Origin of the sequence: Pantoea sp. B_9 (genome assembly GCF_008632015.1) — a bacterium.
Classification (GTDB): Bacteria; Pseudomonadota; Gammaproteobacteria; order Enterobacterales; family Enterobacteriaceae; genus Pantoea; species Pantoea dispersa.
This window is the reverse complement of the sequence record NZ_VWVL01000003.1, coordinates 24,090-49,814: the sequence shown is the minus strand read 5'-3', so window position 1 is coordinate 49,814 and position 25,725 is coordinate 24,090. Positions and strand designations below refer to the sequence as shown.

General features: G+C 54.4%; 24 protein-coding genes. 14 read left to right on the top strand and 10 right to left on the bottom strand.

Going from position 1 to position 25,725, the window contains the following annotated elements:
* Positions 1-409: 409 nt before the first annotated feature.
* Entirely contained in the window at positions 410-2,341 is a 1,932-nt protein-coding gene (locus tag F3I21_RS10390; RefSeq protein WP_150058839.1) for an aliphatic sulfonate ABC transporter substrate-binding protein, read from the bottom strand.
* A gap of 272 nt (positions 2,342-2,613) precedes the next feature.
* On the opposite strand from F3I21_RS10390, the gene ssuD reads away from it, so the two are divergent.
* The 8 genes from ssuD (at position 2,614) to F3I21_RS10350 (ending at position 12,088) form a co-directional block, all read left to right on the top strand.
* Entirely contained in the window at positions 2,614-3,789 is a 1,176-nt protein-coding gene (gene ssuD / locus F3I21_RS10385) for an FMNH2-dependent alkanesulfonate monooxygenase (RefSeq protein WP_058758931.1), read from the top strand.
* Between the two features lie 14 nt (positions 3,790-3,803).
* Positions 3,804-5,210 carry an FAD/NAD(P)-binding protein gene (locus F3I21_RS10380; RefSeq protein WP_150058838.1) on the top strand — a complete coding sequence of 469 codons (1,407 nt, stop codon included), beginning with the start codon at positions 3,804-3,806 and terminating at the stop codon, positions 5,208-5,210.
* Positions 5,211-5,284: 74 nt separating this feature from the next.
* Complete coding sequence (locus tag F3I21_RS10375) at positions 5,285-6,679, top strand: LLM class flavin-dependent oxidoreductase (RefSeq protein ID WP_150058837.1); 1,395 nt, start codon at positions 5,285-5,287, stop codon at positions 6,677-6,679.
* A complete protein-coding gene (locus F3I21_RS10370) occupies positions 6,676-7,695 on the top strand; it encodes a methionine ABC transporter ATP-binding protein (protein ID WP_150058836.1) in 1,020 nt (339 codons plus the stop codon). Before F3I21_RS10375 ends, F3I21_RS10370 begins: the two co-directional genes overlap by 4 nt.
* Entirely contained in the window at positions 7,692-8,390 is a 699-nt protein-coding gene (locus F3I21_RS10365; RefSeq protein WP_104093475.1) for a methionine ABC transporter permease, read from the top strand. Before F3I21_RS10370 ends, F3I21_RS10365 begins: the two co-directional genes overlap by 4 nt.
* A complete protein-coding gene (locus F3I21_RS10360; RefSeq protein WP_058780977.1) occupies positions 8,387-9,262 on the top strand; it encodes a MetQ/NlpA family ABC transporter substrate-binding protein in 876 nt (291 codons plus the stop codon). The genes F3I21_RS10365 and F3I21_RS10360 overlap by 4 nt, the downstream gene beginning before the upstream one ends.
* 174 nt (positions 9,263-9,436) lie before the next feature.
* Complete coding sequence (locus F3I21_RS10355; protein WP_150058835.1) at positions 9,437-10,870, top strand: MFS transporter; 1,434 nt, start codon at positions 9,437-9,439, stop codon at positions 10,868-10,870.
* 3 nt (positions 10,871-10,873) lie between these two features.
* Positions 10,874-12,088: an acyl-CoA dehydrogenase family protein gene (locus F3I21_RS10350; protein ID WP_058776165.1), complete on the top strand. Its 1,215-nt coding sequence runs from the start codon at positions 10,874-10,876 to the stop codon at positions 12,086-12,088.
* A 102-nt stretch (positions 12,089-12,190) separates the two neighbouring features.
* Here F3I21_RS10350 and F3I21_RS10345 read toward each other — a convergent pair whose 3' ends face one another.
* Positions 12,191-12,700, bottom strand: a complete 510-nt coding sequence (locus tag F3I21_RS10345; RefSeq protein WP_150058834.1) for an ATP-binding protein — start codon at positions 12,698-12,700, stop codon at positions 12,191-12,193.
* A 375-nt stretch (positions 12,701-13,075) separates the two neighbouring features.
* Here F3I21_RS10345 and F3I21_RS10340 point away from each other — a divergent pair, with 375 nt between their 5' ends.
* The 3 genes from F3I21_RS10340 to F3I21_RS10330 all read left to right on the top strand — a co-directional run bounded on the left by F3I21_RS10340 (position 13,076) and on the right by F3I21_RS10330 (position 16,051).
* Positions 13,076-13,609, top strand: a complete 534-nt coding sequence (locus tag F3I21_RS10340) for a hypothetical protein (protein WP_058776167.1) — start codon at positions 13,076-13,078, stop codon at positions 13,607-13,609.
* 571 nt (positions 13,610-14,180) lie between these two features.
* A complete protein-coding gene (locus F3I21_RS10335) occupies positions 14,181-15,314 on the top strand; it encodes a glutathione-independent formaldehyde dehydrogenase (protein WP_150058833.1) in 1,134 nt (377 codons plus the stop codon).
* A gap of 470 nt (positions 15,315-15,784) precedes the next feature.
* Positions 15,785-16,051: a hypothetical protein gene (locus tag F3I21_RS10330; protein WP_072208583.1), complete on the top strand. Its 267-nt coding sequence runs from the start codon at positions 15,785-15,787 to the stop codon at positions 16,049-16,051.
* Positions 16,052-16,272: 221 nt separating this feature from the next.
* Here the strand turns inward: F3I21_RS10330 and F3I21_RS10325 are convergent, their stop codons facing one another.
* The 5 genes from F3I21_RS10325 to F3I21_RS10305 all read right to left on the bottom strand — a co-directional run bounded on the left by F3I21_RS10325 (position 16,273) and on the right by F3I21_RS10305 (position 19,435).
* Positions 16,273-16,779, bottom strand: coding sequence for an anti-virulence regulator CigR family protein (locus tag F3I21_RS10325; protein ID WP_150058832.1), 507 nt, complete (start codon positions 16,777-16,779; stop codon positions 16,273-16,275).
* 284 nt (positions 16,780-17,063) lie between these two features.
* Complete coding sequence (locus F3I21_RS10320) at positions 17,064-17,375, bottom strand: hypothetical protein (protein WP_088517478.1); 312 nt, start codon at positions 17,373-17,375, stop codon at positions 17,064-17,066.
* Positions 17,376-17,569: 194 nt separating this feature from the next.
* Positions 17,570-18,265: a DJ-1/PfpI family protein gene (locus F3I21_RS10315; RefSeq protein WP_150058831.1), complete on the bottom strand. Its 696-nt coding sequence runs from the start codon at positions 18,263-18,265 to the stop codon at positions 17,570-17,572.
* 229 nt (positions 18,266-18,494) lie between these two features.
* On the bottom strand, positions 18,495-18,848 hold the full coding sequence (locus tag F3I21_RS10310) for an NUDIX hydrolase (protein ID WP_150058830.1): 354 nt from the start codon (positions 18,846-18,848) through the stop codon (positions 18,495-18,497).
* Positions 18,842-19,435 carry an NUDIX domain-containing protein gene (locus tag F3I21_RS10305; protein ID WP_150058829.1) on the bottom strand — a complete coding sequence of 198 codons (594 nt, stop codon included), beginning with the start codon at positions 19,433-19,435 and terminating at the stop codon, positions 18,842-18,844. The genes F3I21_RS10310 and F3I21_RS10305 overlap by 7 nt, the downstream gene beginning before the upstream one ends.
* 79 nt (positions 19,436-19,514) lie before the next feature.
* Between F3I21_RS10305 and F3I21_RS10300 the strand changes: the two genes are divergently transcribed.
* Complete coding sequence (locus F3I21_RS10300; protein WP_150058828.1) at positions 19,515-20,264, top strand: DeoR/GlpR family DNA-binding transcription regulator; 750 nt, start codon at positions 19,515-19,517, stop codon at positions 20,262-20,264.
* A gap of 140 nt (positions 20,265-20,404) precedes the next feature.
* On the opposite strand, the gene F3I21_RS10295 is transcribed toward F3I21_RS10300, so the two are convergent.
* The 3 genes from F3I21_RS10295 to F3I21_RS10285 form a co-directional block, all read right to left on the bottom strand.
* Positions 20,405-20,851 (bottom strand): VOC family protein, encoded by a 447-nt coding sequence (locus tag F3I21_RS10295; protein WP_150058827.1) that lies wholly within the window; start codon positions 20,849-20,851, stop codon positions 20,405-20,407.
* A 337-nt stretch (positions 20,852-21,188) separates the two neighbouring features.
* Positions 21,189-21,599, bottom strand: coding sequence for an ASCH domain-containing protein (locus F3I21_RS10290; protein WP_058758914.1), 411 nt, complete (start codon positions 21,597-21,599; stop codon positions 21,189-21,191).
* Positions 21,600-21,752: 153 nt separating this feature from the next.
* Entirely contained in the window at positions 21,753-22,643 is an 891-nt protein-coding gene (locus tag F3I21_RS10285; RefSeq protein ID WP_370515617.1) for a DMT family transporter, read from the bottom strand.
* Between the two features lie 106 nt (positions 22,644-22,749).
* Here F3I21_RS10285 and F3I21_RS10280 point away from each other — a divergent pair, with 106 nt between their 5' ends.
* Together F3I21_RS10280 and F3I21_RS10275 are read left to right on the top strand one after the other, a co-directional pair.
* Positions 22,750-24,084 carry a PLP-dependent aminotransferase family protein gene (locus F3I21_RS10280; protein WP_150058826.1) on the top strand — a complete coding sequence of 445 codons (1,335 nt, stop codon included), beginning with the start codon at positions 22,750-22,752 and terminating at the stop codon, positions 24,082-24,084.
* Positions 24,085-24,558: 474 nt separating this feature from the next.
* A complete protein-coding gene (locus F3I21_RS10275; protein ID WP_150058825.1) occupies positions 24,559-25,545 on the top strand; it encodes an autoinducer 2 ABC transporter substrate-binding protein in 987 nt (328 codons plus the stop codon).
* The last annotated feature ends 180 nt before the right edge of the window (positions 25,546-25,725 follow it).

Below are 25,725 nucleotides of genomic sequence, written 5' to 3'. Positions count from 1 at the left end.
TCCCCCGTAATTTCATCCTTCGCCAGCCTGTTTTCAGCGCTAAGTGCATGAAATCAAATCAACCTTAGCCGGAATTTCAGGCTGAAATCGCCAATCCCTCAATATAATATGGTGAAACCGCGCCATCGCTGGTTGAAGCTTTGAAGGTAGCCAGCTTTGCTGGATGCGAAAGCAACAGTGAAAGCAGCAGGAGGAATCCTTAACCAAATCTGCCAGAATCAGGCGACGTTCGCCATGGCGATTTCACCTCTAACTGTTTGAAAACAGGGTTTTTATCTACAGGATTTCAGGCTGAAATCGCCCGAGTTTCACAGTAAATCCTCATGCTGCCGTGAGAAAAACGGGGATTTAGCCAGACGATATTCAATGTGTTATCCACAGAAAACGTGGATAACTTTTACTGTAGCCGCTATGCCATAAGCGCCGTCTGGCTGGGCGACTGCCACACTGCATCACGCACGCGCACCGGTTTATGAATCAAACCGAGCGCATAAAAGCGGTCAGCGATAGTTTGCTGTTCTTTGATGACGTGGAAAACCATGGCCCGCGTCTGGTGGCTGCGACGGGATAAGGCACGTTCCACGGCTGCGAACTCCAGCCCCAGTTCCTGCGCCAGCATAGTGGCGGCTTCATGGCGATGATTATCAATAAAGGTCCCGGTTTGCTGCAGGCTCGTTACCAGCTGCTGCACGATGTCGTCATGCTGCTGCACATAATCATGGCGCGCCAGATAAAACTGGTGGTTGCGCACCCGGCCTTCGCCCTTCTCCAGCACGCGCAAATCGGCGTTGCTTTCTGCGGCACTCAGCAGCGGATCCCACATCATCCAGGCATCAACGGCTAGATAATCGCTGGCTGTGAGCGGATATTTCGGCGGCGTGTACACCACTTTAATTTCATCCAGACCGATGCCGGCTTCCTCAAGCAGCTGCAACAGCAGCCAGTGAACATTCGATCCTTTATTGACCGAGATACGCTTACCCCGCAAATCTGCGAGGCTGTGGATAGTACTGTCGCGTGGCACCACAATCCCGACGCTGCCCGGTGCGGGTGGCTCCCAGGCGATATAAGTCACGGCGTTACTGCTGGCCTGAGCGAAGATGGGCGGCACCTCACCGGTGGTGCCGAAATCAATCTCATTATTCTGCAACGCATACAACAGTTGCGGACCGGCAGGAAACTCACTCCACACCACGCTGATACCCTGCTGGTTAAAGCACTTTTCCAGCGTCTGGAGCGCTTTCAACACGCCAAGATTGCCAAATTTCTGATAGCCGATACGCAACTCGCGTTCAGGGCGCGCGGCCCCGCTGGCGTGCGCGAAGGCCATGACGGCAGACTTGCGCCGCCCTTTTATGACGCCCATCTGTGCCAGATGCGTGCGCAGCGTGTGCCGGCTAATGCCCAGCAGCGTGGCGGCCTGCGTCTGATTGTTGTCCGCAATTTCCAGTGCGTTACTGATCAGACTCTGAATCACCCGATCAAACAGCTGTTGCGGTTCGCGTGTAATCTGCTGGCGCAGGAAACTATCCAGCGTCGAATCGTCCGATTCGCTGTATCCACGTTCACTGTAACCTGCCAGCCGCAGCTGCGTCGGTGTCAATGTCTCATCGCGACTGAGCAGCACCGCATTGTGCAGCGTATTCTCCAGCTCACGAATATTGCCGGGCCAGCTGTAATCGCGCAGCGCTTCCAGCGCGTCAGGCGACAGACGACGCGCCGGACGGCCAAGGCGGCGTGCGTACAGGGAGAGGAAATGCTGTGCCAGCAGCGGGATGTCCTCGCGACGCTGGCGCAGCGGTGGCAGGGGAACAACGGCGATGTTCAGGCGATAAAACAGATCTTCACGAAAACGCCGTTCGCGAATTGCCTGCGCCAGATCGACATGGGTTGCGGCGATAACCCGCACGTCTATTTTAATGGCCTTGCGTGAACCGACGCGTGTGATCTCACGCTCCTGAAGGACGCGCAGCAGTTTGACCTGCAGCGGCAGGCTCAGTTCGCCGATCTCATCCAGCAGCAGCGTGCCGCCCTGCGCCGCTTCAAACCAGCCAGGGTGCGCCTGAGTCGCGCCGGTGAAGGCACCTTTCTCATGTCCAAACAATTCAGCTTCTGCCAGACTTTCCGTCAGGGCGCCGCAGTTGACGGCCAGAAACGGGGCATGCCGGCGTGGACTGTGGTGATGCAGATACCGCGCGACCACCTCTTTGCCGGTGCCGGTTTCGCCCACAATCAGCACCGTGGCGTCGGTGGGTGCGAATTTATCCAGCAGCGACTGGAAAGCCAGCGATGCCGGGTCGACCAGGCGAGGTGAATCCGGTTGATTGTAAGGTGTCAGCATGAGGGTGGCTCCTGTAAAGGTCTGCCATCACGCTAAACCCGGTAAGTGGCAATGAACAGCAGGAAAAAAGCATAAGCAGTTGCATATGCAGCAAATGCTGTTGGCGTTGCGTTGCAATTGCAACAGACATTACGCGCTCTGATGACCTAACTGACTGAAAATGCACAATCTCTGTTTCGTTAAAAGCTGGCATGCTTTTCGCTTACGCCTATATAACCAAATAGAAAGTTATGAATGAACGTTTTCTCATAAAGTTATATAGGATAAGCATAATGGCCGATTCTGCGCACGAGAGCATAAATGTCTTCTGGTTCCTGCCGACGCACGGCGATGGCCGCTACCTGGGTACCACAGAAGGCGGACGCCCGGTTGATTTAGCCTATTTACAGCAGGTCGCGCTGGCCGCCGACAATCTGGGCTTTTACGGCGTCCTCATTCCGACAGGGAAAAGCTGTGAGGATTCCTGGCTGGTGGCTTCCGCGCTGGCACCCATGACGCGCCGGCTGCGCTATCTGGTCGCCGTCCGTCCGGGATTGCAGCCACCCACGCTGGCAGCGCGCATGGCCACCACGCTGGATCGTCTGTCGGAAGGCCGTCTGCTGATTAACGTGGTCACCGGCGGCGATCCGGTGGAGAACAAAGGCGACGGCATCTTCCTCAACCACAGTGAACGTTATGAAGTGACTCGCGAGTTTCTGGATGTGTATAGCCGGCTGATGCGCGGCGAAAAAGTGGATTATCAGGGCGAGCATATTCAGGTTGAAGGCGCTGAGGTGCTGTTTCCACCGGTGCAGGAAAACGGTCCACCGCTCTACTTTGGTGGCTCATCGGAGGCAGCGATCGACGTGGCGGCGCAGCAGATTGACACCTATCTCACCTGGGGCGAGCCACCGGCGCAGGTAGCAGAAAAACTGGCGGTCGTACGTGAGCGCGCTGAGTCACGCGGCCGGAAACTCGAATACGGTATCCGCCTGCATGTGATTGTGCGTGAAACCGAAGAAGAAGCCCGAGCGGCGGCGGATAAACTGATTGCCCATCTGGATGACGACACCATCGCTCAGGCGCAGAAGATTTTTGCCCGCATGGATTCCGCCGGTCAGGCGCGCATGAGTGCGCTGCACAACGGTTCGCGCGATAATCTCTACATTGCGCCGAATTTGTGGGCAGGCGTCGGACTGGTGCGCGGCGGTGCCGGCACTGCACTGGTGGGCAGCCCGCAGCAGGTCGCTGAACGCATTCGGGAATACCAGGCGCTCGGCGTGACTAACTTCATTCTTTCGGGCTATCCGCATCTGGAAGAGGCCCATCGCGTGGCTGAATTGCTGCTGCCGCTGCTACCGCTGGCCCACGGTCAGCAGCAGCGCGCCCGTACCATTAACACTGGCCCGTTTGGTGAAACCATCGGCGGCGATAAGCGCCCATCGGCGAAACAGACGAGCGCCAGCTGATGCAGGAGAAGGCGATGGCAACAGCGCACATCATTATTGTCGGCGGGGGCTTCAGCGGCACAGCGCTGGCGATTCACCTCGCCCGCACGTCGCTCGCGCCGCTACTGATTACAGTGGTCGAACCGCGCGCCAGCCTCGGCGCCGGTGTTGCCTATTCCACGCCGGAACCGGCACACCGCATCAACGTGCCGGCTGCGCGTATGCAGCTCAGCGGAGAAGAGCAGGGCGCCTTTGATCGCTGGTATCGTCAGCAGCCGGAATGTTCACTGGACTCAGCAGCACACTGCGCCGATGGCGCGGTGTATCCGCAGCGTGCGCTGTTTGGTCGCTATCTGGCGCAGCAGTTTGCCGCCGCCGCTGAGGCGCATCCGCATGTCACTCTGCGTCACGTTCAGGCGCGTGCGCTGGCATGGGAAGGGCAACAACTGCTGTTGAGTAACGGTGAAACCCTGACTGGCGACATCCTGGCGCTGGCCATCAGCCATCCACCGCCGTCGCTGCCACGCATGCTACAGCCGTTTGCCGACCATACGGCGCTGATTGCTAACCCGTGGCAGCCAGGCGTGCTGGATAATGTTGAGCCTGACGCATCGGTGGCGATAGTCGGCACCGGCCTGAGCATGGCTGACGTGGTGGCTTCGCTGGCGACGCGTCAGCATCAGGGGCCGCTGCTGGCGTTCTCACGGCGCGGACAACTGTCACGCGCCAATCTCAGCGGCGAATGGCCGGAGTGGACACTGGGCGCGCAATCTCAGCCCAGCGCGCGTCGCTGGCTGCGGCATATTCGTAATGAAGTCGCTCGCGCCGCCGCGCAGCAGCTGCCGTGGCAGCGTGTGCTTGATGAGGTGCGTGTGCAGGGGCAAGCCATCTGGCAGTCACTTCCGCTGCCTGAACAGCGACGCTTTGCGCGTCATCTGCGTTCATGGTGGGATGTGCACCGTTATCGCATTGCCCCGCAGGTCGCCGCCGTCATCGCGCAGCGACAGCAGCAGGGCACACTGCAGGTGCTGGCCGCCCGGCTGGAAACGATACGCAGCCACGCGCAGCAGCTGGAAATCACCCTGCGCCAGCGCGACGGCACAACGCACACCCGGTTGCTGGATAAACTGATTGTCACGACCGGACCGGGACATGAAGCGCTGACGACCAGCCAGCCGCTGCTGCAATCGCTCAGCGAGCAGGGCCTGATACGCGCCGATGCGCTCGGCTTCGGCATTGATGTGGATCACCACTCGCGCACCCTCAACCGGCACGGCCAGCCCAACGCACGCCTGTTTGTCGTGGGCCCGGCGGCGCGCGCCCGATTTGGCGAGCTGATGGGGTTGCCGCAGGTGGCCGATCACGCGGCCGCCGTAGCGGATGAAATTCTTAAGGTATTGCCTGTCGCTCACGCTGAGCGATGTCCCCCTTCCGCCTCCTGAACACTCAACATCCTGAAAATTAACTGACGAACGCCGGGTCGCTGCACGATCACGGCCTCGCTATGGAGATTGCTATGCCATCGCAACGCGAAATACGCCTGAATGCCTTTGATATGAACTGTGTCGGTCACCAGTCGCCCGGACTCTGGGCCCATCCCCGTGACCGCTCCTGGCAGTATAAAGATCTGGAATACTGGGTTGATTTGGCGCGCCTGCTGGAGCGCGGCAAGTTTGACGGCCTGTTCATAGCCGATGTGCTCGGCATTTACGATGTGCTGAACGGCAACGGTGACGCGGCGATACGCCAGGCCACTCAGGTGCCGGTGAACGATCCGCTGGCGTTGATTACGCCGATGGCGCTGGTCACAGAGCACCTCGGTTTCGGCTTAACCGCCTCGCTGTCGTTTGAGCATCCTTATCCGTTCGCGCGCCGTTTGTCGACGCTGGACCATCTGACCAAAGGCCGCATTGGCTGGAACATCGTCACCTCCTATCTGGAGAGCGGCGCGCGCAACATTGGTCATAAAGCGCAAACCGATCATGACAGCCGGTATGACTATGCCGATGAGTACCTGCAGGTGGTCTACAAACTACTGGAAGGCAGCTGGGAGCAGGATGCGGTGCTGCGCGATCGTCAGCGTCGCATTTTCAGCGATCCCGGCAAAATCCATCCGATTAACCATCAGGGTACGTTCTTTAACGTACCGGGCATCCATCTGTGTGAACCCTCGCCGCAGCGCACGCCGGTGCTGTATCAGGCCGGTGCATCGAGCCGCGGCAAACAGTTTGCCGCTGAGCACGCAGAATGTGTGTTTGTCGCCGCGCCGTCCAAAGTGCTGTTAAAGAAAACCGTGGCCGACATCCGGCGTCGTGCAGCCGAAGCCGGTCGCAATCCGCGCAGTATTTTGATCTTCAACTTGCAGACGGTGATTGTCGGTGAAACCGATCGGGCGGCGCAGGCGAAGTGGCAGGAGTATAAAAACTGGGTCAGCTACGAAGGCGCGCTGGCGCTGGTTTCTGGCTGGACCGGCATCGACTTTGGACAATATCAGCCGGACCAGGTGCTTAAATACCTGCACACCAACGCCATTCAGTCAGCGGTTGAAACCTTCTCTACTGCCGATCCCGATCGTCAATGGACGGTGAAAGCGCTGGCCGACTGGGTGGGCATCGGCGGTTTTGGCCCGCTGCTGGTGGGCAGTGCGGCAACGGTGGCGGATGAGCTGCAGAGCTGGGTAGAAGAGACCGACGTGGATGGTTTCAACCTGGCGTATGCGCTGACCCATGAAACCTTTGAGGATGTGGTCGAGCTGCTGATTCCGGAGCTGCAAAAACGCGGCGTTTACAAACAGGATTACGCCGCGGGCACGCTACGCGAAAAGCTGTTTGCCGCCGGGCCGCAGCTCAGCGCGCCGCATCCGGGTGCTGGCTATCGTGTACGCAGCGCGCAGCAGCAGGAGGTTATATGATCGAAATCGAGCGCCTGAGTAAGCACTACCGTGCGCCGGACGGTCGCGTCACCGACGTGCTGAAAAACATCACGCTGCAGGTGCCAGAAGCCAGCATCACCGCTGTGGTCGGACCGAGCGGTGCCGGAAAATCTACGCTGGCGAAATGCATCAGCCTGCTGGAGCAGCCGAGTGGCGGCAGCATCCGGGTCAACGGCAGCGATTTATCCCGGCTGGATGGCGAAGCGCTGCGCCGCGCGCGCCGGGCCATCGGCACGGTATTTCAGTCTTCCGCGCTGCTGCAGCGTAAAAGTGCCTGGGAAAATATCGCGCTGCCGCTGCGCTATCTTGGCGTGATCGAGCGCGATATCCGCGCCCGCGTCGGCGAGCTGCTGGAGAGTGTCGGGCTGAGCCACAAAGCCAGCGCCTTTCCCGCCCAACTCTCCGGTGGGCAGCGGCAGCGCATCGGTATTGCCCGCGCGCTGGCGCTGCGTCCCTCTGTACTGCTGGCCGACGAAGCCACCTCCGGCCTCGATCCGGAAGCGACGGTCACCATCCTTGAGCTGCTGAAAAAACTGCGTGACGACTACCGGCTGGCAATCGTGCTAATCACCCATGAAATGGATGCCGTACGTCAGGCGGCGGATGCGGTTGCCGAGATTCGCGATGGAGAGATAGTGCAGTATGGCACCGTCAGTGCGCTGCTGGCACAGCCGGACAGCGCGCTCGGCCAGCGGCTGCTGCCGCTGACGGCACAAGTCAGTGATGCCGGACTGGTGCTGCAGCTTAGCTACCGTACCGATGTCGCGGTGGCCAGCGACTGGATTTCGCGCATCAGCCAGCAGTTCGCTTTAAAGGTGGATCTGCTGGGTGCGCATGTCGAGCGGGTCAATGGCATCCAGGCCGGACGGTTGCAGGTGGGCATTCATTTTCAGCAGGAGCAGGTGCCGCTGGCACGGTTGTTGACGCAGCTTGAGCAGTATGGCCTGGCGGCCAGCGTTGCTGTCAGCGTGCCGCCGTTACGGGAGGCGGTATGAGCGTATCCGTGATAAGCCAGGACACACCCTGGCCTGAAATTCCGGCACTAATGCTGCCGGCGCTGGGTGAAACCGCGCTGATGGTCGGCATCGTGATGCTGTTTGTGGTGAGCCTCGGTGGCGTGGTCGGCGTGGTGCTGTTTAACACCTCGCCGCGCGGACTGTTTCCGCAGCGCGGTGTGCATCGGGTGCTGAGCTGGATCGTCAATATGGGGCGCTCGTTACCGTTTCTGGTGCTGATGGCGGCCATCATTCCGTTTACCTTCTGGCTCACCGGCACCACCATCGGCATTCCGGCGGCGGTGGTACCGATGATCGCCGCCGGGATTCCTTTCTTTGGCCGCCTGGTCGACAACGCATTACGCGAGCTGCCCGGAGAAGTTACCGCCGTAGGGCTGGTGTGCGGCGGGTCGCGCTGGCAGATCATCCGCTCCGCCCAGCTGAGTGAAGCGCTGCCGGCGATTGTCGCAGCCATCACGCTCAACCTGATCTCCATGATTGAGTACTCGGCCATCGCCGGCACCATTGGCGCTGGCGGCATTGGCTACCTGGCGGTGGTGTATGGCTATCAGCGGTTCGATAACCACATCATGATCGCCACCATCGTGGTGTTAATTGCACTGATTCAGACCATTCAATTTTTCGGCGACCGGCTGGTTGCGGCCTTGCGCCATCCTCAGGGGACATCGTTATGACAACACAAGAGTTTGAATTACGTAAAACACGCCGCTGGCCGTGGCTGCTGCTGATTATAGTGGTCATTTTGCTGGCCGCCGCTGGCTGGTTCTGGCGCAGCCAGCAGCCGCAGGCGGTAGTGTTTGGCACCACGCTGAAAGTGCATTATGAGCCGGCAATGGCCGGTGAACAGAAGCTGATCGACTATGTGGGTGAGCATATCGCGCCGGACTACGGCCTGAAGCTGGAGGCGGTCGGTGTGCAGGATCCGGTGCAGGCGGACCGTGCGGTAGCAGAAGGGCAGTATGCTGCGACGGTCTATCAGCATCAGTGGTGGCTGAAGCAGGTGGTCGATGCTAACGGCTTCCAGCTCACTTCCAGCCTGCCTCTGTTCCAGTGGGCTTTTGGTATTTACTCCGATCGCTACCACTCGGTGGCGGATTTACCGCAGGGCGCAACCATTGTGGTGCCCGACGATGGGGCGAATCAGGGCCAGGCGCTCTGGCTGCTGGCGCGTCAGGGATTGATCACCCTCGATCCAACGGTAGAACCGCGCACCGCCAAACTGAAAAACATTGTCGGTAATCCGCACGGTTTCGTGTTCAAAGAGCTGGATCTGCTGACCATGCCGCGGGCGCTTAATTCGGTCGATGCGGCAATTGGTTATGTGTCGCAGTTTGACGCCGGTAAAGTCCCGCGTGACAAAGGTATTCTGTTCCCGCCCGCGCCGCGCACCTTTGCCTCGCAGCTGGTGATCGGTACGCCTTACCTGGAGCAGGAGAACATCGTCAAACTCAGACAGGCTTTCGCCGATCCGCGCGTACAGCAGTGGCTAAAAACCACCGATGACCCGCTGGTCAAAGGCGTGCTGGTGCCGGTTTCAGCTGAATAACTTTACTGCCGAATACGCTACCCGGACCCGCATTGCGCGTCCGGGTTTTAGTGTTGATTTATTTGTTATCTTATTGATTATATTGTAATTAATAGCAAATATTGTTGCTTTGGTTTCCTGCATAAAGCGCTTATAACCACCTCACCTGCACAACAAAAACAGACGTGAGGCGTTATGAGTACTCTTCCTTTAGAAAACACCTTGCCGGCTTCGCAACCGGTACGTTCGGTCAGTGATGTGGCAAGGCTGATCAACACCCGCAGTAGCAAAAACAACTATGCGCGCATGATTGTGTTTCTCGCGTTGGGTGGCGTGTTCCTCGACGCCTACGACCTGACCACACTGTCGTACGGCATCGATGACGTGGTGCGCGAGTTCCAGCTATCGCCGTTCACCACCGGGCTGGTCACCTCATCCATCATGGTTGGCACCATTGTCGGCAACCTGATTGGTGGCTGGCTGACGGATAAGTACGGCCGCTATTCGGTGTTCATGGCCGACATGCTGTTTTTTGTCGTATCGGCGATTGCGGCGGGCTTAGCACCCAACGTCTGGGTGCTGATTGGCGCGCGTTTCCTGATGGGCATTGGCGTGGGCATCGATCTGCCGGTGGCGATGTCTTATCTGGCGGAATTCTCTAAATTCGCTGGCAAAGGTAACAAAGCCGCACGGCTCGCGGCCTGGTGCCCGATGTGGTATGCGGCTTCCACTGTGTGTTTCCTGCTGATTTTTGGCCTCTATTTTCTGCTGCCTGAAGATCATCTCGACTGGCTGTGGCGCGCCTCGCTGCTGTTTGGCGCGGTACCTGCGCTGTTGATCATCGCGGTGCGCAGTAAGTTCATGAATGAATCACCGTTGTGGGCCGCGAATCAGGGCGATCTGACCTCGGCGGTGCGTATCCTGCGTGATTCGTACGGTATTCATGCTCACGAAGCAGAACCGGAAACGCCACCCGCGGCGGCGGCGCCGAAGGTGAGTTTTCGCGTACTGTTCCAGAAGCCGTGGCGTGAACGCACCCTCGTTGCCGGCGTAATGAATATCTGTATTTCGTTTGAGTACACCGCCATCGCCTTCTTCCTGCCGTCGATACTGGCGCAATTTCTCGGTGCCGGTGTGTTCGAGACCATCTCAGCTTCGCTGGGGCTGAACGCGCTGTTTGCCTTTACCGGCGGGCTGCTGGGGATGCGCCTGGCGTGGAAATATCCGTCACGCCACGTGGCGATCGCTGGCTTTGCGCTGCAGTTTTTTGCTCTGGTGGCGCTGGCGTTGATTGGCCACCCGCAGGCGCTGGTGGGCATCGTGTTTGCGGTGCTGATGCTCGGACTGTGGCTGTTTGCCGAAGGATTCGGGCCGGGCGCACAGCTGATGGTCTATCCGGCGCTCTCGTATCCCACCTCGATTCGCGCGACCGGCGTCGGCTTTAGCCGTGCGCTGTCGGGCATCGGCAGTGCGCTGGCGCTGTTCATTCTGCCGATTCTGCAGGCGGCGCTCGGCACCAACATGTTCTGGGTGGTATCGCTGGCCGCCATCATTCCGATCTTTTTCCTGCTGGCGGTGCGTCACGAACCGACCCGCCACGACATCGACGACCTTTCCCCTCAGGAGTAAAACATGAGCATTCTCTCTACCGGTACTGACTATGACACGCTGGCGGCGCACTTCCGACCGCTGTTTGCCCGCATCGCGGCGGGCGCGGCGGAACGCGAGCGTACGCGTACCTTGCCTTATGAACCACTGCAGTGGCTGAAGGAGGCCGGCTTTGGCACGGTGCGTATTCCACAGCAAAAAGGTGGCTGGGGCGCCTCGCTGCCGCAGCTGTTTCAGCTGTTGATTGAACTGGCGGAAGCGGATTCCAACCTGCCGCAGGCGCTGCGCGCGCACTTTGCTTTTGTCGAGGACCGGCTCAACCAGCCGGACAATGCGGAGCGCGACGCGTGGTTTCGCCGCTTTGTTGATGGCGAGCTGGTGGGCAGCGGCTGGACGGAGATTGGCAACGTCAGGCTGGGCGACGTGATCACCCGCGTTACGCCTGCCGCCAATGGCTGGACGCTGAATGGCGAGAAGTTTTACAGTACCGGTGCGCTGTTCGCCGACTGGATAGATGTTTACGCGCGCCGCGATGACAATCAGGGTGACGTGATCGCGCTGGTGAATACGCATCAGCCGGGCGTTACGCGCGAAGATGACTGGGACGGATTTGGCCAGCGCCTGACCGGCAGCGGCACAACACGCTTCGAGCACGCGCATGTGGAGACGCAGCACGTGTATGATTTTGCCACGCGCTTCCGTTATCAGACCGCGTATTACCAGCACGTGTTGCTGGCGACGCTGGCGGGCATTGCGCGCGCGGTCGCGCGGGACGGCGCGGCAGCCGTTGCCGCACGCAACCGCGTTTACAGTCACGGCAACGGAGCGGCCTCGCGGCAGGATGCGCAGGTGCTGCAGGTGGTAGGCGAGATCACCAGTCTGGCATTTGCCGTCGAAGCCACGGTGATTCGCGCTACCCATTCACTGCAATCAGCGTATGAAGCGCACGTCAGTGCCGATGAAGCGGCCATCGCCGCCATCAACAACCTGGCGGAAGCCGAGGCCGGACAGGCGCAGGTGATCGCCAGCGAGCTGGTACCGCGTGCTGCCACCGAATTGTTTAATGCGCTTGGCGCGTCGGATACGCGCGTCAGCAAAGCGCTGGATCGTCACTGGCGCAATGCGCGCACCGTCTCGTCGCATAACCCGGTGATCTACAAAGCGCGCGACATCGGTGACTGGAAAGTCAACGGCACCCCGCCAACCGGCATCTGGCAAATCGGCAGGGGAGAGGGGTAACCAGCCTTGATGAGCAAACGGCGCCGTTATCGGGCGCCGTTTAATGGCGCAGAATCCGGCTGCGTCATGGAATTAGTACGTCATAAGCCGCAACCCGGCGGCTTAAGAGCGGTATTCAATAATATTGAAACCTTCATCAGCCGCTGGTGCTGAGAAATAACGGCTTATGATTTCAAACTGTTCATCTGAAGCGGCAAAATCGTGAGTGCCGGCTGCGTTACGGGCACGTAATCGGCTCTTACACACCTCATCAGGGACGTTAAGGAAATGCAGGTGGTTAGCAGCCCCTGATGCTTTAATGATACTCATCATCCATTCACGACTGGCGGGTGTATTAGCCGGAAAATCCAGGACTACCGACATCCTCGCGTTAAGTAATGACACCAGATGCGGTTTCATGGCATTTCTGAGCTTAGAGGAATACTGCACGTAATCCGCAACCGTGTGCATTTCATCGGCATAGAGCGCTGCAAGCCAGCGATCCTCACTGATAATGAGAGTGCGCGGTGCAGCGCCTAATTTTGCGGATAACGTAGATTTACCCGACGCAATTTTTCCACATAACAGGTGAAGCGTGGCTTTTTCAGGTGATGCGACATCGGTGGTGTTCATAACTGACCTCACTGGTTGATTACCGGTAAGGCCCGCCTTACCGGCGGGAAAATGGCAAACGTTATCCCACCTTAACCTGCAAGGTGATAATAATGATTGCGGAAGACAGGGCTGAGCAAGTTTTCATCGTTTTAAACTAACAGGTTAAGTCTCAATAATCACCTGATGCTTTGCTTTAGCTATGATGGCAGCGCGTTGTTGATAACGGAGTTCGCAAGGGGGAGGGCCGTTTGGTGCCGGGAGCGGACATTGTTCAGATGTCAGGCAGGTATCTCAGGGACAGATTATCCCCGGATGGCTGGCTTAATTTCTGTTAAAGATTTCACACCCACAGGCCGATAAAAACAGGAGCGACAGAAACGTAAGGAGATGTGCATGTATGGAAAACTGGTTATTACAGGAATAATAGTAACGTTGTTAAGTGGATGTTCGGCTGGGTTTAGGCCTTCTCTGGAAGACTATAAAGGTTCAGATGCAGCCAGGGTTCGTGCTGCATCTGAGGGCAATACAGCCCTGCAATTTTACGAAAAACAGCCGAGTGGCTGTTATAAAAAAGTTTTAGAGCGCCGGGTTACGGCTGGTCTGGCTATTCTCGGTATTCCTGTGTCAGGAAATAAAAAAATCGGAATGCCAGAATCAAGTAACAATAAAGGGGCTTTCATAAATGAATTTACGATCAAGCCGGGGCAACTGATAAGTATAATTCATTACTGGACTCAGCCGGGCTACTACCAAAATACAGAACGATCTGTCTCCACCAGATTCATTCCTCAGCCAAATCATGATTACGATATCGTCGTCACTGGCTCAGAATTTGGCGGGGATAGCGTATCGGTGAGAGATCTGGATCCAGGCGCTAAGATAGTTGGATGGGAAGGCAATTACTGCCCCTCCGGTATATTTGATTAATTGCATGACGCTGGTCACCGTATGTACGCTTAAGCCCACCCTGGAGTGGGCTTTTTTATGTGTTAATAAAAGCGCCTGCTTATGCTGGAAGTGCGTCGGGGTTCAGGAAAAATCAATGACGATAAGCGCACGGCAAATACTGCATTCAGGATGAAATGCAGAAAAATAATGATGAAAGCCGCGGCACTCAGCAAGGTGCGCTTTTCCTTCAGGATAAACGCCAGTCCGGACAGCGCCGCACCGGGTCGCTGGATAAAAAGCAGGGAATAGCAGGGCGGAGGTTGAGGGCAATAGCGGTTACGGGATTCAGCGCAAGGCTAAGTCAGCGTAGCGGTGTGGTGCGCCAGGGGCCTGTAAGAAGGGGGAGATAAAGGGCGTTTAGCGAAACGGTGCTTACAATTCATAGAGTTACATAATATTAATGCCCCCGGGCGACTTCATGCGCTGTTCTACACTTACACATTCAATCAAGCCGTTTGATTGAAAAAGCAGCATCACTGAGAGGGAGGCGACCGCAAAGCGTCACGCAGCCGCAGCCTTCATAACTGATCATGCACGTGAGGAGAACATCATGAAAGCAGTTGTCTATAACGGACCTTTTGACGTTTCAGTCAAAGAGGTTCCGGATCCTAAAATCGTTCGTCCTACCGATGTGCTTGTCCGTATTACCACCACCAATATCTGCGGTTCGGATCTGCATATGTACGAAGGACGAACCAGCTTCGAACAGGGTCGCATCTTTGGCCATGAAAATCTGGGGCAGGTCATTGAAATCGGCAGCGCGGTTGAGCGGGTTAAAGTTGGCGATTATGTCTGCCTGCCCTTTAATGTCGGCTGCGGATTCTGTGAAAATTGCGAGAAAGGGTTAACCGGCTATTGCCTGACGGCAAATCCGGGTACGGCCGGGGCCGCCTATGGCTTTGCTGAAATGGGCGAATGGGATGGCGGACAGGCGGAGTTACTGCGTGTTCCCTATGCTGACTTTAACTGTCTGGTGCTGCCGCCGGATGCGGTAGAAAAAGAGGAGGACTACGTTTTACTTTCCGACATCTTCCCCACCGGCTGGCATGCCACTGAACTGGCAGGATTGCGCCCCGGAGAGAGTGTGGCGATTTACGGCGCAGGTCCGGTCGGCTTGATGGCGGCTCACTCGGCCATGATTAAAGGCGCATCGCAGGTGTTTGTGGTTGATACCCATCCGGACAGACTGGCGCTGGCCGAACAACTGGGTGCAGTAGCGATCAATGGTGTGGGCGATGAGGCAGTAAACAAAATTCTCGAGTTAACCGACGGGCGCGGCACGGATTGCGGTTGCGAGTGTGTGGGGTATCAATGTTGCAATAAACATGGCCACGAGGATAACTCTGCCACGCTTAACAGCCTTGTCGCGTCAACCAAGGCCACGGGCGGCATCGGTGCGGTCGGCGTTTTTGTTCCGCAGGATCCCGGAGGCGCGACCGACCTGGCCAAAGAGGGTAAAGTGCCTTTCGATTTTGGGAATTTCTGGTTTAAAGGTCAGTCAATCAAGACCGGTCAGTGTAGTGTCAAAGCGTACAACCGCCAGCTCGCAAGGCTTATCCATCAGGGCAGAGCCAATCCGGCGCAGATCATCTCGCATCGACTTGCTCTGGCAGACGCTGCCGAAGGCTATAAGCATTTTGATGATCGTGATAATGGCTGGACAAAAGTCATTCTGAAACCCTGAAATTCAGGTAACTCAGAAGAGCTAAGACACATTCAGGCGGTGGGAAGAGGGAGAACGAAAACTGCCTGTCTGTGGCTGGCTATCTCTTGCATGACCACATTAATGCCATATCAGCGTAAATCTGGCAGAGATTTGCCCACTGCTTATCCAGTTTGATGCACATGCGCAGCATCTCTTTCTCAAGGCACGAAGCCGCACAAAAATCACCCGACGCAGCAGAGAGATATCAAGCTTCGAGGCATTTTGGCCATCGTCTGACATCATTCCTCCTCAGCTAAAGTTATTTATTAGGTATGAAAGAGATAACGGATTATTCAACTTTGTAATAACCAATTTTATAATTATCATTTTTATAGTTCGCAAATATCCGCTATGAGCGAGAAGGGGACACAACATTAATGTAATAAGCGTGAGAGAGCCAAACACCTGGTATTATAGTTATATAAATTATCATCACGGAGAAAATGCTAATGAAAATTACACTTAAAAAAGAAAATGGAACATCCGAAACACAGGATGTTGCGTCTTTGATTATCACACTAAGTAATGGTGAAACTGTTGAAATCAGTGACGAAAGCCAGCAGCGTCCGTCACATCTTTCGGAAGGAATTACGGTGTGGGGAGGAAGCATGCCGAAAGAAGGCGCCTCCATTGACGACCTCAGGGCTTCAACGCGATCATTAGGTATTTATCCCCTGGCCGCTAATTTGATTCACCTTTTCCCACTCAGTAAATAGCCGCTAAATACAGCACTATGTGAGTTTCGTCTGGGGGCATTTGAGTCGGATAATCGTAAACATCGGCTTTTGCCATAGAACGAATTGACGAACAGACCGATGTCCGCTTTGAGCGAAAAGCGGACATCATCCGTTTGATTTGCAAGCAATTCGGGAAACAGGTTGTTTGCGTATACATGACTTTGCCGGCGATCTCTTTTAGCCGGGCTTGCAGTCTGTGGTTAGTTGAACACACCGTTAATCACGGCGGTCACAACTGCTGTGCTCAACGCAATAAGCACTAAATCATCTCCAACCGCGCGCCACTCGTAGCCGGGGTAATGAGGCAGCGCATTTATCATCGATGCTGGCAAATTTTTCTTAGCAATACCCGGTGGCAATGCTTTCCCACGCGCCACTTTCTTAGCGATTCCCGGCGGCAGAGATTGATAGCCTACCAGGCCATAGTTGACGGCGAGCGCTCGTGCCTGAGAGAAGCTGATATCAGATTGAACATGATCGGGGTGTCGGGCGTTCTTGCGATGTCCATGTTCGTTTCTCGACGATGCGTAACCCTGCTCTTTATTTCCGTGCGCGCCATTATTACCGTGATTGCCATTGCCATTGCCATTGCCATTGCCATTGCCATTGCCATTGCCATTGCCAGGGTTTGCATAAGCCGGTGCAACAAAAACGGCGAAACCAATCATCAGAGCAAAGGTTGTTTTAAGCGTGCGTTGCGTGAGCATGACAGATGTCCTTAATAGTATGTGTTGCCTTATTGAAATATAGAACGAGGCGGCAATCTTAACCATCACCTCATTTCTGAAATATCAGTAATGTAATAAGCCGGACATGTCTGGGACTCACTCTGAACGCGGGCATTCCACTGCTCATCCTCTGAACCCAGGGGGGCATCTGCCGGCTTGTGACTATTGAGAGAAATGTCCGCTCGTCGCGCAAAGCGGACATTGACGCCTGGTATTAATTTAGAAACGCATCAGGATCACCGCTAAGTCGCCCTGAAAGGGGGCTAAAGCGGTAAAACGGTTTCCACGGTGTGCTGAAAAACGTACGGATCGGAAAGTAACTCAAATTGTTCGTCGTCCGGATACGTCACTGCCACGTGATAGTTTTCTCCCGCGAAGGTCTTTACTGACTGCAGATCCTTCCAGTAAGTTGCCAGAAAGAAATGCTCCCAGTCGCCCTGTGTTTCCCTGCGCACATAAGCGCCTATATTCCCGGCAATGCTTCGTGAATGTTCCACACCTGTCTTCTCAAGGTGTTTCGCAAAATCTTCAGCGTGTTTGAGCGGAACACAACCGTGCCAGGTCCTTACAATCATTCGTTTTTCCTCTTAATGTGGCAAGAATGTTACCCTATCATCGCAAGCCACGTAACGGTGTAATTTCTGAAGGGCACGTTCTTTAATGCAAAATAAATTTATGACGACCGAAGCCTATTCACTGTTACCTGTAGGTCCGTTTTTCGCTCATAAAGGACATCGGTCGGTGGGGAAGTCCGCTCCGTGCCGGCCCGTTATTTCTGCAGTCTGGCTGCGGCTTTCAGCGTCGCCTGCCGCCGCTTTTCAATAAATGGCGCAACCTGTTGCTGAGCTTTTTTCAGCTGTTCTTCAGATGCGGAGCGGGGCGAGCCACAGTCAAAGGGCGGGGCAGGGTCATATTCCATATGCAGCTGAATGTTTTGCGCGATATTCGGTCCGAACATCTCTGATACGACGCTGAGGGCAAAATCGATACCTGAAGTCACACCGGCGCCCGTTATGCGATTGCGGTCGCGTACAACGCGCTCATTTACCGGCTCTGCGCCCAATAGCGCCAGCTGATCCAGCGAAGCCCAGTGCGTCGTCGCTTTATATCCCTCAAGAAGACCGGCCGCGCCCAGCACAAGCGATCCGGTGCATACTGACGTTACCAGCTTCGCCTGTTTACTTTTAGCCCGGATAAACGAAAGGACTTCTTCATCCTCCATCAGGTTTATCTGCCCCGGCCCGCCGGGAATACAGATGATATCCAGCGCAGGACACGTGTCGAATGTGGTGGTTGGCTGAATCGCCATCCCCCGGTCTGACACCACAAGCTCCAGATTTTTCCAGATGAGATGCACTTTCGTGTCTGGTGCCCGCGCAAAGACTTCAAACGGACCGGTCAGGTCAAGCTGCGTAAGCGCAGGGAACAGCAGCAGACCGATGGATGTAGATGCAGAATCACTCATAAATAATGCCTTCATTGTGTGCCAGCAGCCGACATCGCTGCGGTAAGTTATGAATCACTGCAACAGACGATGCAGAGAAACCGCCATCAGGAATAGTGGCATATTTCCCCAGCATCAATGAGTTTGTTTTATTCGCGAAAAATACTCGTGTTTGAATGACGGCGACAAGCCAAATGTCCATAAGCCTGAATGGCCGCGCTGGCATCGTCGCCATCCAGTGAAAGCATAATCACCCGATCGGAATCTCATCTATGTGAGTATAAATTTTTAACCCGCGTTCTCTGCCAATCCGTATATCGTTATCGGCGCCTTGCGACGCGCCCGGCATACGTAAGATCGCGTCGCAATGTTGAATCAGCCGATGTGCAACCGGATAAAGATAAGTCTCACTGATTTCATCACCGATTGCCTGTGAACCTGCGGCGGCGGCAAGAGGTAATGCCAGCCATTCTCCAATCAGCGGCGTATGGCCTCTGTGATAAACCTGCAGTGCGGCTTCGTCTAGTTTTTGTATATTGGCGTGAATTAAGACCGGGTCTCCTTCGGTGCCGCTGCGCACAGGGCCGGCAATCAGGATCAGCATGGTATTGGCTCCTCAAAATGGACATTCATGGCAACGTATTGCAGTAACATTATGGTTTTCGCATCCATAATCTCCCCGCTGCGAATTGCGCTCAGGGCCTGAGTCAAAGGCCATTCCAGTACTTCAATATCCTCGCCCTCATCGGCAAGGCCACCGCCTTTGCTCTGGCGATCGTCATCAGCATATTCGGCGATAAAAAAATAGAGTTTCTCGGTAACCGAACCCGGACTCATAAAGGCTTCCATGACTTTTTCAATATGCTGCACCCGGTAACCGGTTTCTTCTTCTGCCTCCGCGACAATGCGGGTTTCCGGCGAAGCGTTATCGAGCAGCCCGGCAGCCGCTTCAATCAAAAAACCGTGGTGACCATTAATAAAAATCGGCAAACGAAACTGGCGGGTTAGCACCACGCTGCGCTTTTGGCGGTTATACAGAAGCACGACGGCACCATTACCGCGGTCATACGCTTCACGCTGCTGCTCTTGCCACGAGCCGTCACGGCGCTGCAATTCGAAGGTGTACTTTTTCAGGGTGTACCAGTTGTCGGACAACAGCTGCTCACGGATATTGCGTATTTTCTGCTGCATAGCTTGCCTCCTGAAGATGACAAAACAGACGCTATCATGCATAATCGTGCAAATTCAAGAAAAAACGTGAGCGGTAATTATGCTATCGAGCCAGCGTAAACAACAGATTCTGAAGATTCTGGCGGCTGAAAATCAGGTGATGTCAGGTGAGCTCAGTCAGCGTTTTGGTATATCCGAGGACTCAATACGCCGCGATTTGCGGGAGCTGGCCGCTGAAGGACTGTTACAGCGCGTGCACGGCGGCGCGCTGCCGGTGTCAGCCGCGCTGGCATCCTTCGAAAAACGCAAAAACGTGCAAATGAGTTCCAAGCAGTGTGTGGCGCAAAAGGCGGTGAAGCTGATTCAACCCGGTCAGGTGGTGATTATTGACGGCGGAACCACCACAGCAGAACTGGTGCAGTTGCTACCAGCAGACCTGGCTTTCACGGCGATCACCCACAGCCCCGGTATTGCAGTTGCGCTGGTGGATTTTCCGCGGGTAGAAGTGATAACCCTGGGCGGGCTGCTCTATCGCCACTCGGTGGTCGCGGTGGGATCGGCTGTTCATGAGGCAGCTGCGCGTATTAATGCTGATCTGTTTTTTATGGGCGTTACCGGCGTGCATAAAACCGCCGGTCTCACGACCGGCAACTATGAAGAGGCCGGCATAAAACGCGCGCTGGCGGGGAGAGCCGCCGAGACCGTTGTCATGGTGTCAAAAGAGAAACTCAATTCCGCCTCCGCCTTCGCGATTGGGGATCTGGATCTGGCCAGTACGCTGATTGTCGATGGCGAGCCTGATAAAGAGCTGCGCATGGTTTTAAAGCAGAAGCATGTCTCACTGATGTAGTGCTAATCGCCGTGTTTTTGCAAAACAGATCGGTTCATGATCTTCTATGGCCTGCCGGGTAAAGCGATTGTTGTCGGCTGTGTGTCAGAAGCGGACATCGAAAACGTCACTGTTTTAATTAGAGGATAACAGATGATAATCTATGGGCTTAAATGACTAAGCTCCATTAATTCAAGCGTCTGACCATCAGGGCTTTGTAAATATATTACTCTGGTTCCCTTCATGGGGCCTGTCAACACTGTCTGAGGTTTACCCGGCGTCTTCCAGCCATAGTCCGATGCTTTGCTCAACAGTGTATCAAGATCTTCAACTGTAAAAGCAAGGTGAGCGTAGCCTGGGATATAAGGTGCTGAAGGTTCTGCTGGCTGCTCTATATTACTATATTGTAGTAATTCAATTTTGATACCAGCCAGTTCAAGCAAAGCCATCCGTACATCAGCTCCCCTTGCACCTGTGACTTCATCGATTATGGGTCCAGACATTTTTCCTTCGCGTATTAATTCACCTCCAAGGATATGAGTCCAGAAGAACACGGAGTCTTCAATGTTTTTAACTGAAAAACCAACGTGATTAACACTTAAGATCATTCGATTACCTGCTGAGTTTCGAAAATTGACCATCCAACTATATGAAATGAAAGCTTTATTGCTACACAATAAATGCGATGGGATTTGTACAGGAACAAGCACTATGCAATTCGGTTTAAACTATGTATTTACGATTCATACACAGCAACAGATGTACAGAAACCAGCTTCCCATTGATAAATAAGCAACCACGCTATAAGCCTGCATTTTTGTCGATAAACAGCGGATGACCGCTTCGCGCTCATAGCAGAAATGGACTTGTGCTAAGTCCTCTGTAGGCTAAAAGCGGACATTATTATTGATGGCCGCCGATAAAATGCTGACCTTTTGCCTGATCTTACAGCACTTCCACCACTTCAAATTCTTCAGCAATCAACTCCATATCTTCTGAAAAATGACCTTCACGGCTAAAAAAGCGCTGGTGTTCTTTCTGCCAGAATTCAAGACTTAAATCGCCTTCACCTTCTTTGCGGGCAAACTCTTCTGTAACATCACAAAAACGCACCAGCCACAGTGAAATCAATCTGATCACACAGACCGGGGTATTCTGACCATCAAGAATAATGTTATAGCTCCCAATCTTCGGAGCAGACTCCTCCTGCTGGTAAGCGGTAAACGATCCGCAGGAAGCTGTTTTGATGCCTTTTTTTACCAGTTCCGCCAGCTTGCTGGCCAGTTCCGCACTGTCACCCATTTGCCAGGCATCTGCGCCAGGATACTTCTTTTTTATTTCCTCAACCGCAAACATGAAAATTCCCTCAATCGTCGGTGAATGAAAAGTTTCATCGTTTATAGCATGAACTGTACCGGTATTAAGAATCAGGCTGATCGTCGCATATTGTGGTTCACTTTTTGCCCAACGCGGACACTTACGTAAATCCAGACGACAGGAGGCTAAGGACTAATCTGCAAACCTGCGCGAGCCAACGACACACAGGATCACGCCCAGTGTTATGAGAATCATCATCGGCCTTACCGTTTCAGACAGTAACGTTGCTGAAAGTCCGAGACCAAAGAATGGCTGCAGCAACTGTAATTGTCCCACAGCGGCGATGCCGCCCGCAGCCAGTCCCCTGTACCAGAAAATGAAACCAATCAGCATACTGAATAGCGATACATATCCCAGTGAAAGCCACGCCTGCAGGCTTATTTCGCCAATGCGCTCCGGCAAGGTCTCCAGGGTGGCAACAAGCATCAACGGCAGGGAAATAATCAGTGCCCAGCAGATAACCTGCCATCCTCCCAATTCACGCGAAAGCTTTGCCCCTTCGGCATAGCCGAGGCCACACACAACCACGGAAGCCAGCATCAGAAGATCGCCGGTTACTGATACAGAACCCTTCTGGAGTAGGGCAAATCCTATCACCAGCAGACTGCCGGCAACAGAAAAAACCCAGAAAGCCAGCCTGGGCCTTTCGCCTCCTCTGACAACGCCGAAAATAGCCGTCGCGAGGGGCAACAGACCGAGGAAGACAATAGAGTGAGCGGAGGTAACATGCTGCAGCGCCATGGCTGTCAGAAGAGGAAAACCAACCACTACACCTGCAGCAACGACAACCAGAGAAATCAGCTGATGTCGCTGAGGACGAGCCTGACTCAAAAAGAGAATCATCATAATGGCCAGCACACCGGCAATTGAAGCGCGTGAAAAAGTCAGAAAAAAGGGATCCATTTCCCGCACTGCTATGCGTGTTGCGGGCAAAGAGCCACTGAAGATGATCACGCCTGCCAGCCCGTTCATCCAACCTGACTTCAGGCCAGTATGTGTATTTTTTACCCTGGTAGCTGTCACAAATGACCTCATTAAGTTCGAAAAATGATTTAACTGATAACGTTGACAGCGCCCATGCTAAGTAACAGCATCTATGACAATCAAATAATTGTCATAGATACAATTCATGAAAGCTCGATACAAAGTCATCGTGGATGAATTCGCTTCCGCGATACAAAGAGGCGCGCTCCTGCCGGGCACCCGCCTGCCTACCCACAGAGCGCTGTCGGCTGAAAAGCACGTGTCGCTGGCAACGGCTACCCGTGTTTACGCAGAGCTGGAGGCCATGGGGCTGGTGAGCGGAGAAACCGGAAGAGGAACATTTGTCAGGGAAATTTCGCTGCCCGCAGGGCTGGGTCTGGATCAGCACGCAGTGGCGTCTGACGTGCTCGATCTGAACTTCAACTATCCTTCGCTACCGGACCAGGCGGAACGGTTACGCGAAGCAATGCGACAGCTGGCCACATCTGGCGATCTGGCTTCACTGTTGCGTTACCAGCCGCACGCTGGCAGGCAAAGCGACAGGGAGACAATCGCGCTGTGGCTTAGTAACTCCGGCCTGACCGCATCTGCTGATGAGGTTTTAATTGTAAATGGCGCGCAGCATGGTCTTAGCGTTGCTGTCATGGGGCTGCTAAAACCCGGGGATGTAGTGGCTGTAGATGCTCTGACCTATCCTGGCTTCAAAGCCCTGGCCACTCTCTATCATCTGGAACTGGTGGCAATACCCGCTGATGCCAGTGGACCGGACCTGACGGCATTCAGGCAAATCTGCCAACGCAGGCGCCTGCGCGCGGTGTATACCATGCCAACACTGCATAACCCGCTTGGCTGGGTTATGAATGATGCCCAGCGCAGGGAGCTGGCCCGTATTGCCAGAACGTTCGATCTTCTTATCATCGAAGACGCGGCCTATGCATTTCTTGTCCGTCGTCCACCGCCGCCGCTTGCCACTTATGCGCCCGAAAGAACCGTTTATGTTACCGGTTTTGCTAAAAGTGTTGCCACTGGCCTGCGCGTCGGTGCCGTGGTGTGTCCCGCTGAAATGCGAATCGCCCTGGAGCGAGCCATCAGGGCAACGACCTGGAATACTCCCTCCCTCATGGTTTCGATTGTCTGCGACTGGATTAAAGATGGCACACTTAAACGCTTTGAGGCGCTGAAAAGACGGGACGCGCGTCACCGGCAGGCGCTGGCGCGCAAAATACTTGTGAACTGTGAATGGGTAAGCCATGACGACTCTTACTTTATCTGGCTATCACTTCCTCAGGAAGTGAGGGCTGACAGGCTTGTTTACCGATTGATGCAGCAACATATCTCTGTTTCCACAGCAGAACCCTTTAGCACCTCAAACTGTGTGCCGCATGCTATTCGTCTTGCTCTTGGCTCAGTCACGATGAATCAGCTGAGCGAGGCCCTGGCGAAAATTAAAGAGGCTATTGAGTATGAGATTGATCTTTGAGCGCTGTCCGCTCCTCGCTCATAAGGAACCATAGCTGCGTGCATGCCCGACCTGCCTCTGGTGTGGATGTGGCTTACATCATGCCCGAGCATCTGCACAGGCAGTGCAAAACCTCTTCGCCTGCTCCCGTGACGCTGTTCACAATCCGTGCAATTTAAAAGACATCGCGGTGACTTTGCAGTCATAAAACCCGTTGCGGAGTGTTTTAAATGTAACATTGTTGTTAATTAATAGATCTTTTTATGTTGTAAAATGGCAGCAGAAGCCATCATAAAGCTCAGAATCGTGCCACAACTTTCTCTAAATTAACTATTATTTAACATATTTAATCATTAATATTAACATTTATGGGCTTTGCTCACATTTCCATCACATCTGCGCGAAAACCTATGTACGGGTAAGTTAATCTCTGAGCGTGAATTAAATAGCAACCGCCTGTTCCCTATATCAGAACCTCATCAGAAAGGTACCAAAATGAAATTTAACCTCGCATTAGTCAGTGCATGTGTGGTTTCAGCGTGCATGTTATTCACAACACCCTCATTCGCTGCCAAACCTTACGATATCGCCGTGGTGGCCAAAGTCACCGGTATTCCGTGGTTCACCCGCATGGAAGTCGGCGTAAAAGAAGCCGCGCAGAAACTGGATGTTAACGCCTATCAGGTTGGCGCCTCGACGCCCGATCCGGCGCAGCAGGTCAAGGTGATTGAAGATCTGATTGCCAAAAAAGTTGACGCCATCATTGTGGTGCCAAACGATGCCAAAGTACTGGAGCCGGTACTGAAAAAAGCGCGCGACCAGGGCATCGTTGTATTAACCCATGAATCGCCGGACCAGCAAATTGGTCAGTGGGATGTTGAAACCATCGACAGCCAGAAATATGCGGAAGCCAATATGGACGAGCTGGCAAAAGATATGGGTGGCAAAGGCGGTTATGCCATTTATGTCGGCTCTTTGACCGTGCCATTACATAATGCGTGGGCCAATGCGGCGATCAAATATCAGAAAGAAAAATACCCGGACATGCATGAAGTCACGTCACGCCTGCCAGTGGCTGAAAATATTGATAAGTCATATTCCACCACGCTGGATTTGATGAAAACCTATCCTGATCTGAAAGGGATTATCGGTTTCGGCTCGCTCGGTCCGATCGGTGCCGGTCAGGCGGTTCAGCAGAAGCGCGCGAAAAACAAGATCGCGGTTGTCGGTATCGCTATGCCGGCTCAGGCTGCGCCATATCTGATGCGCGGTGACATCAAAAAAGTCCTGCTGTGGGATCCAAAAGATGCCGGTTACGCCCTGGTTTCGGTCGCCGATCAGCTGCTGCAGGGTAAAGAAGTCACTAAAGACCTGAGCATTGAAGGTCTGGGCAAAGCCGACGTCGATATGGAAAAGAAAGTGATTCGCTTTAATAAAATTCTCGAAGTAACGCCAGAGAATGCGAAATCACTTGGCTTCTGATCAGAATGTTTAACACCTTAATTTAACGGAGATAGATTATCTCCAGCGCCACACCAGGCAAATAGAAACAGATACGGCGTTGTATGTTGTGCTGTATCTGAACTTCTACTCAGAAATTGAAAACATATACCCTGAATAATTCGCGTCAGGCGCGGCGAAAGTCAGTGAAATTCGATGAGA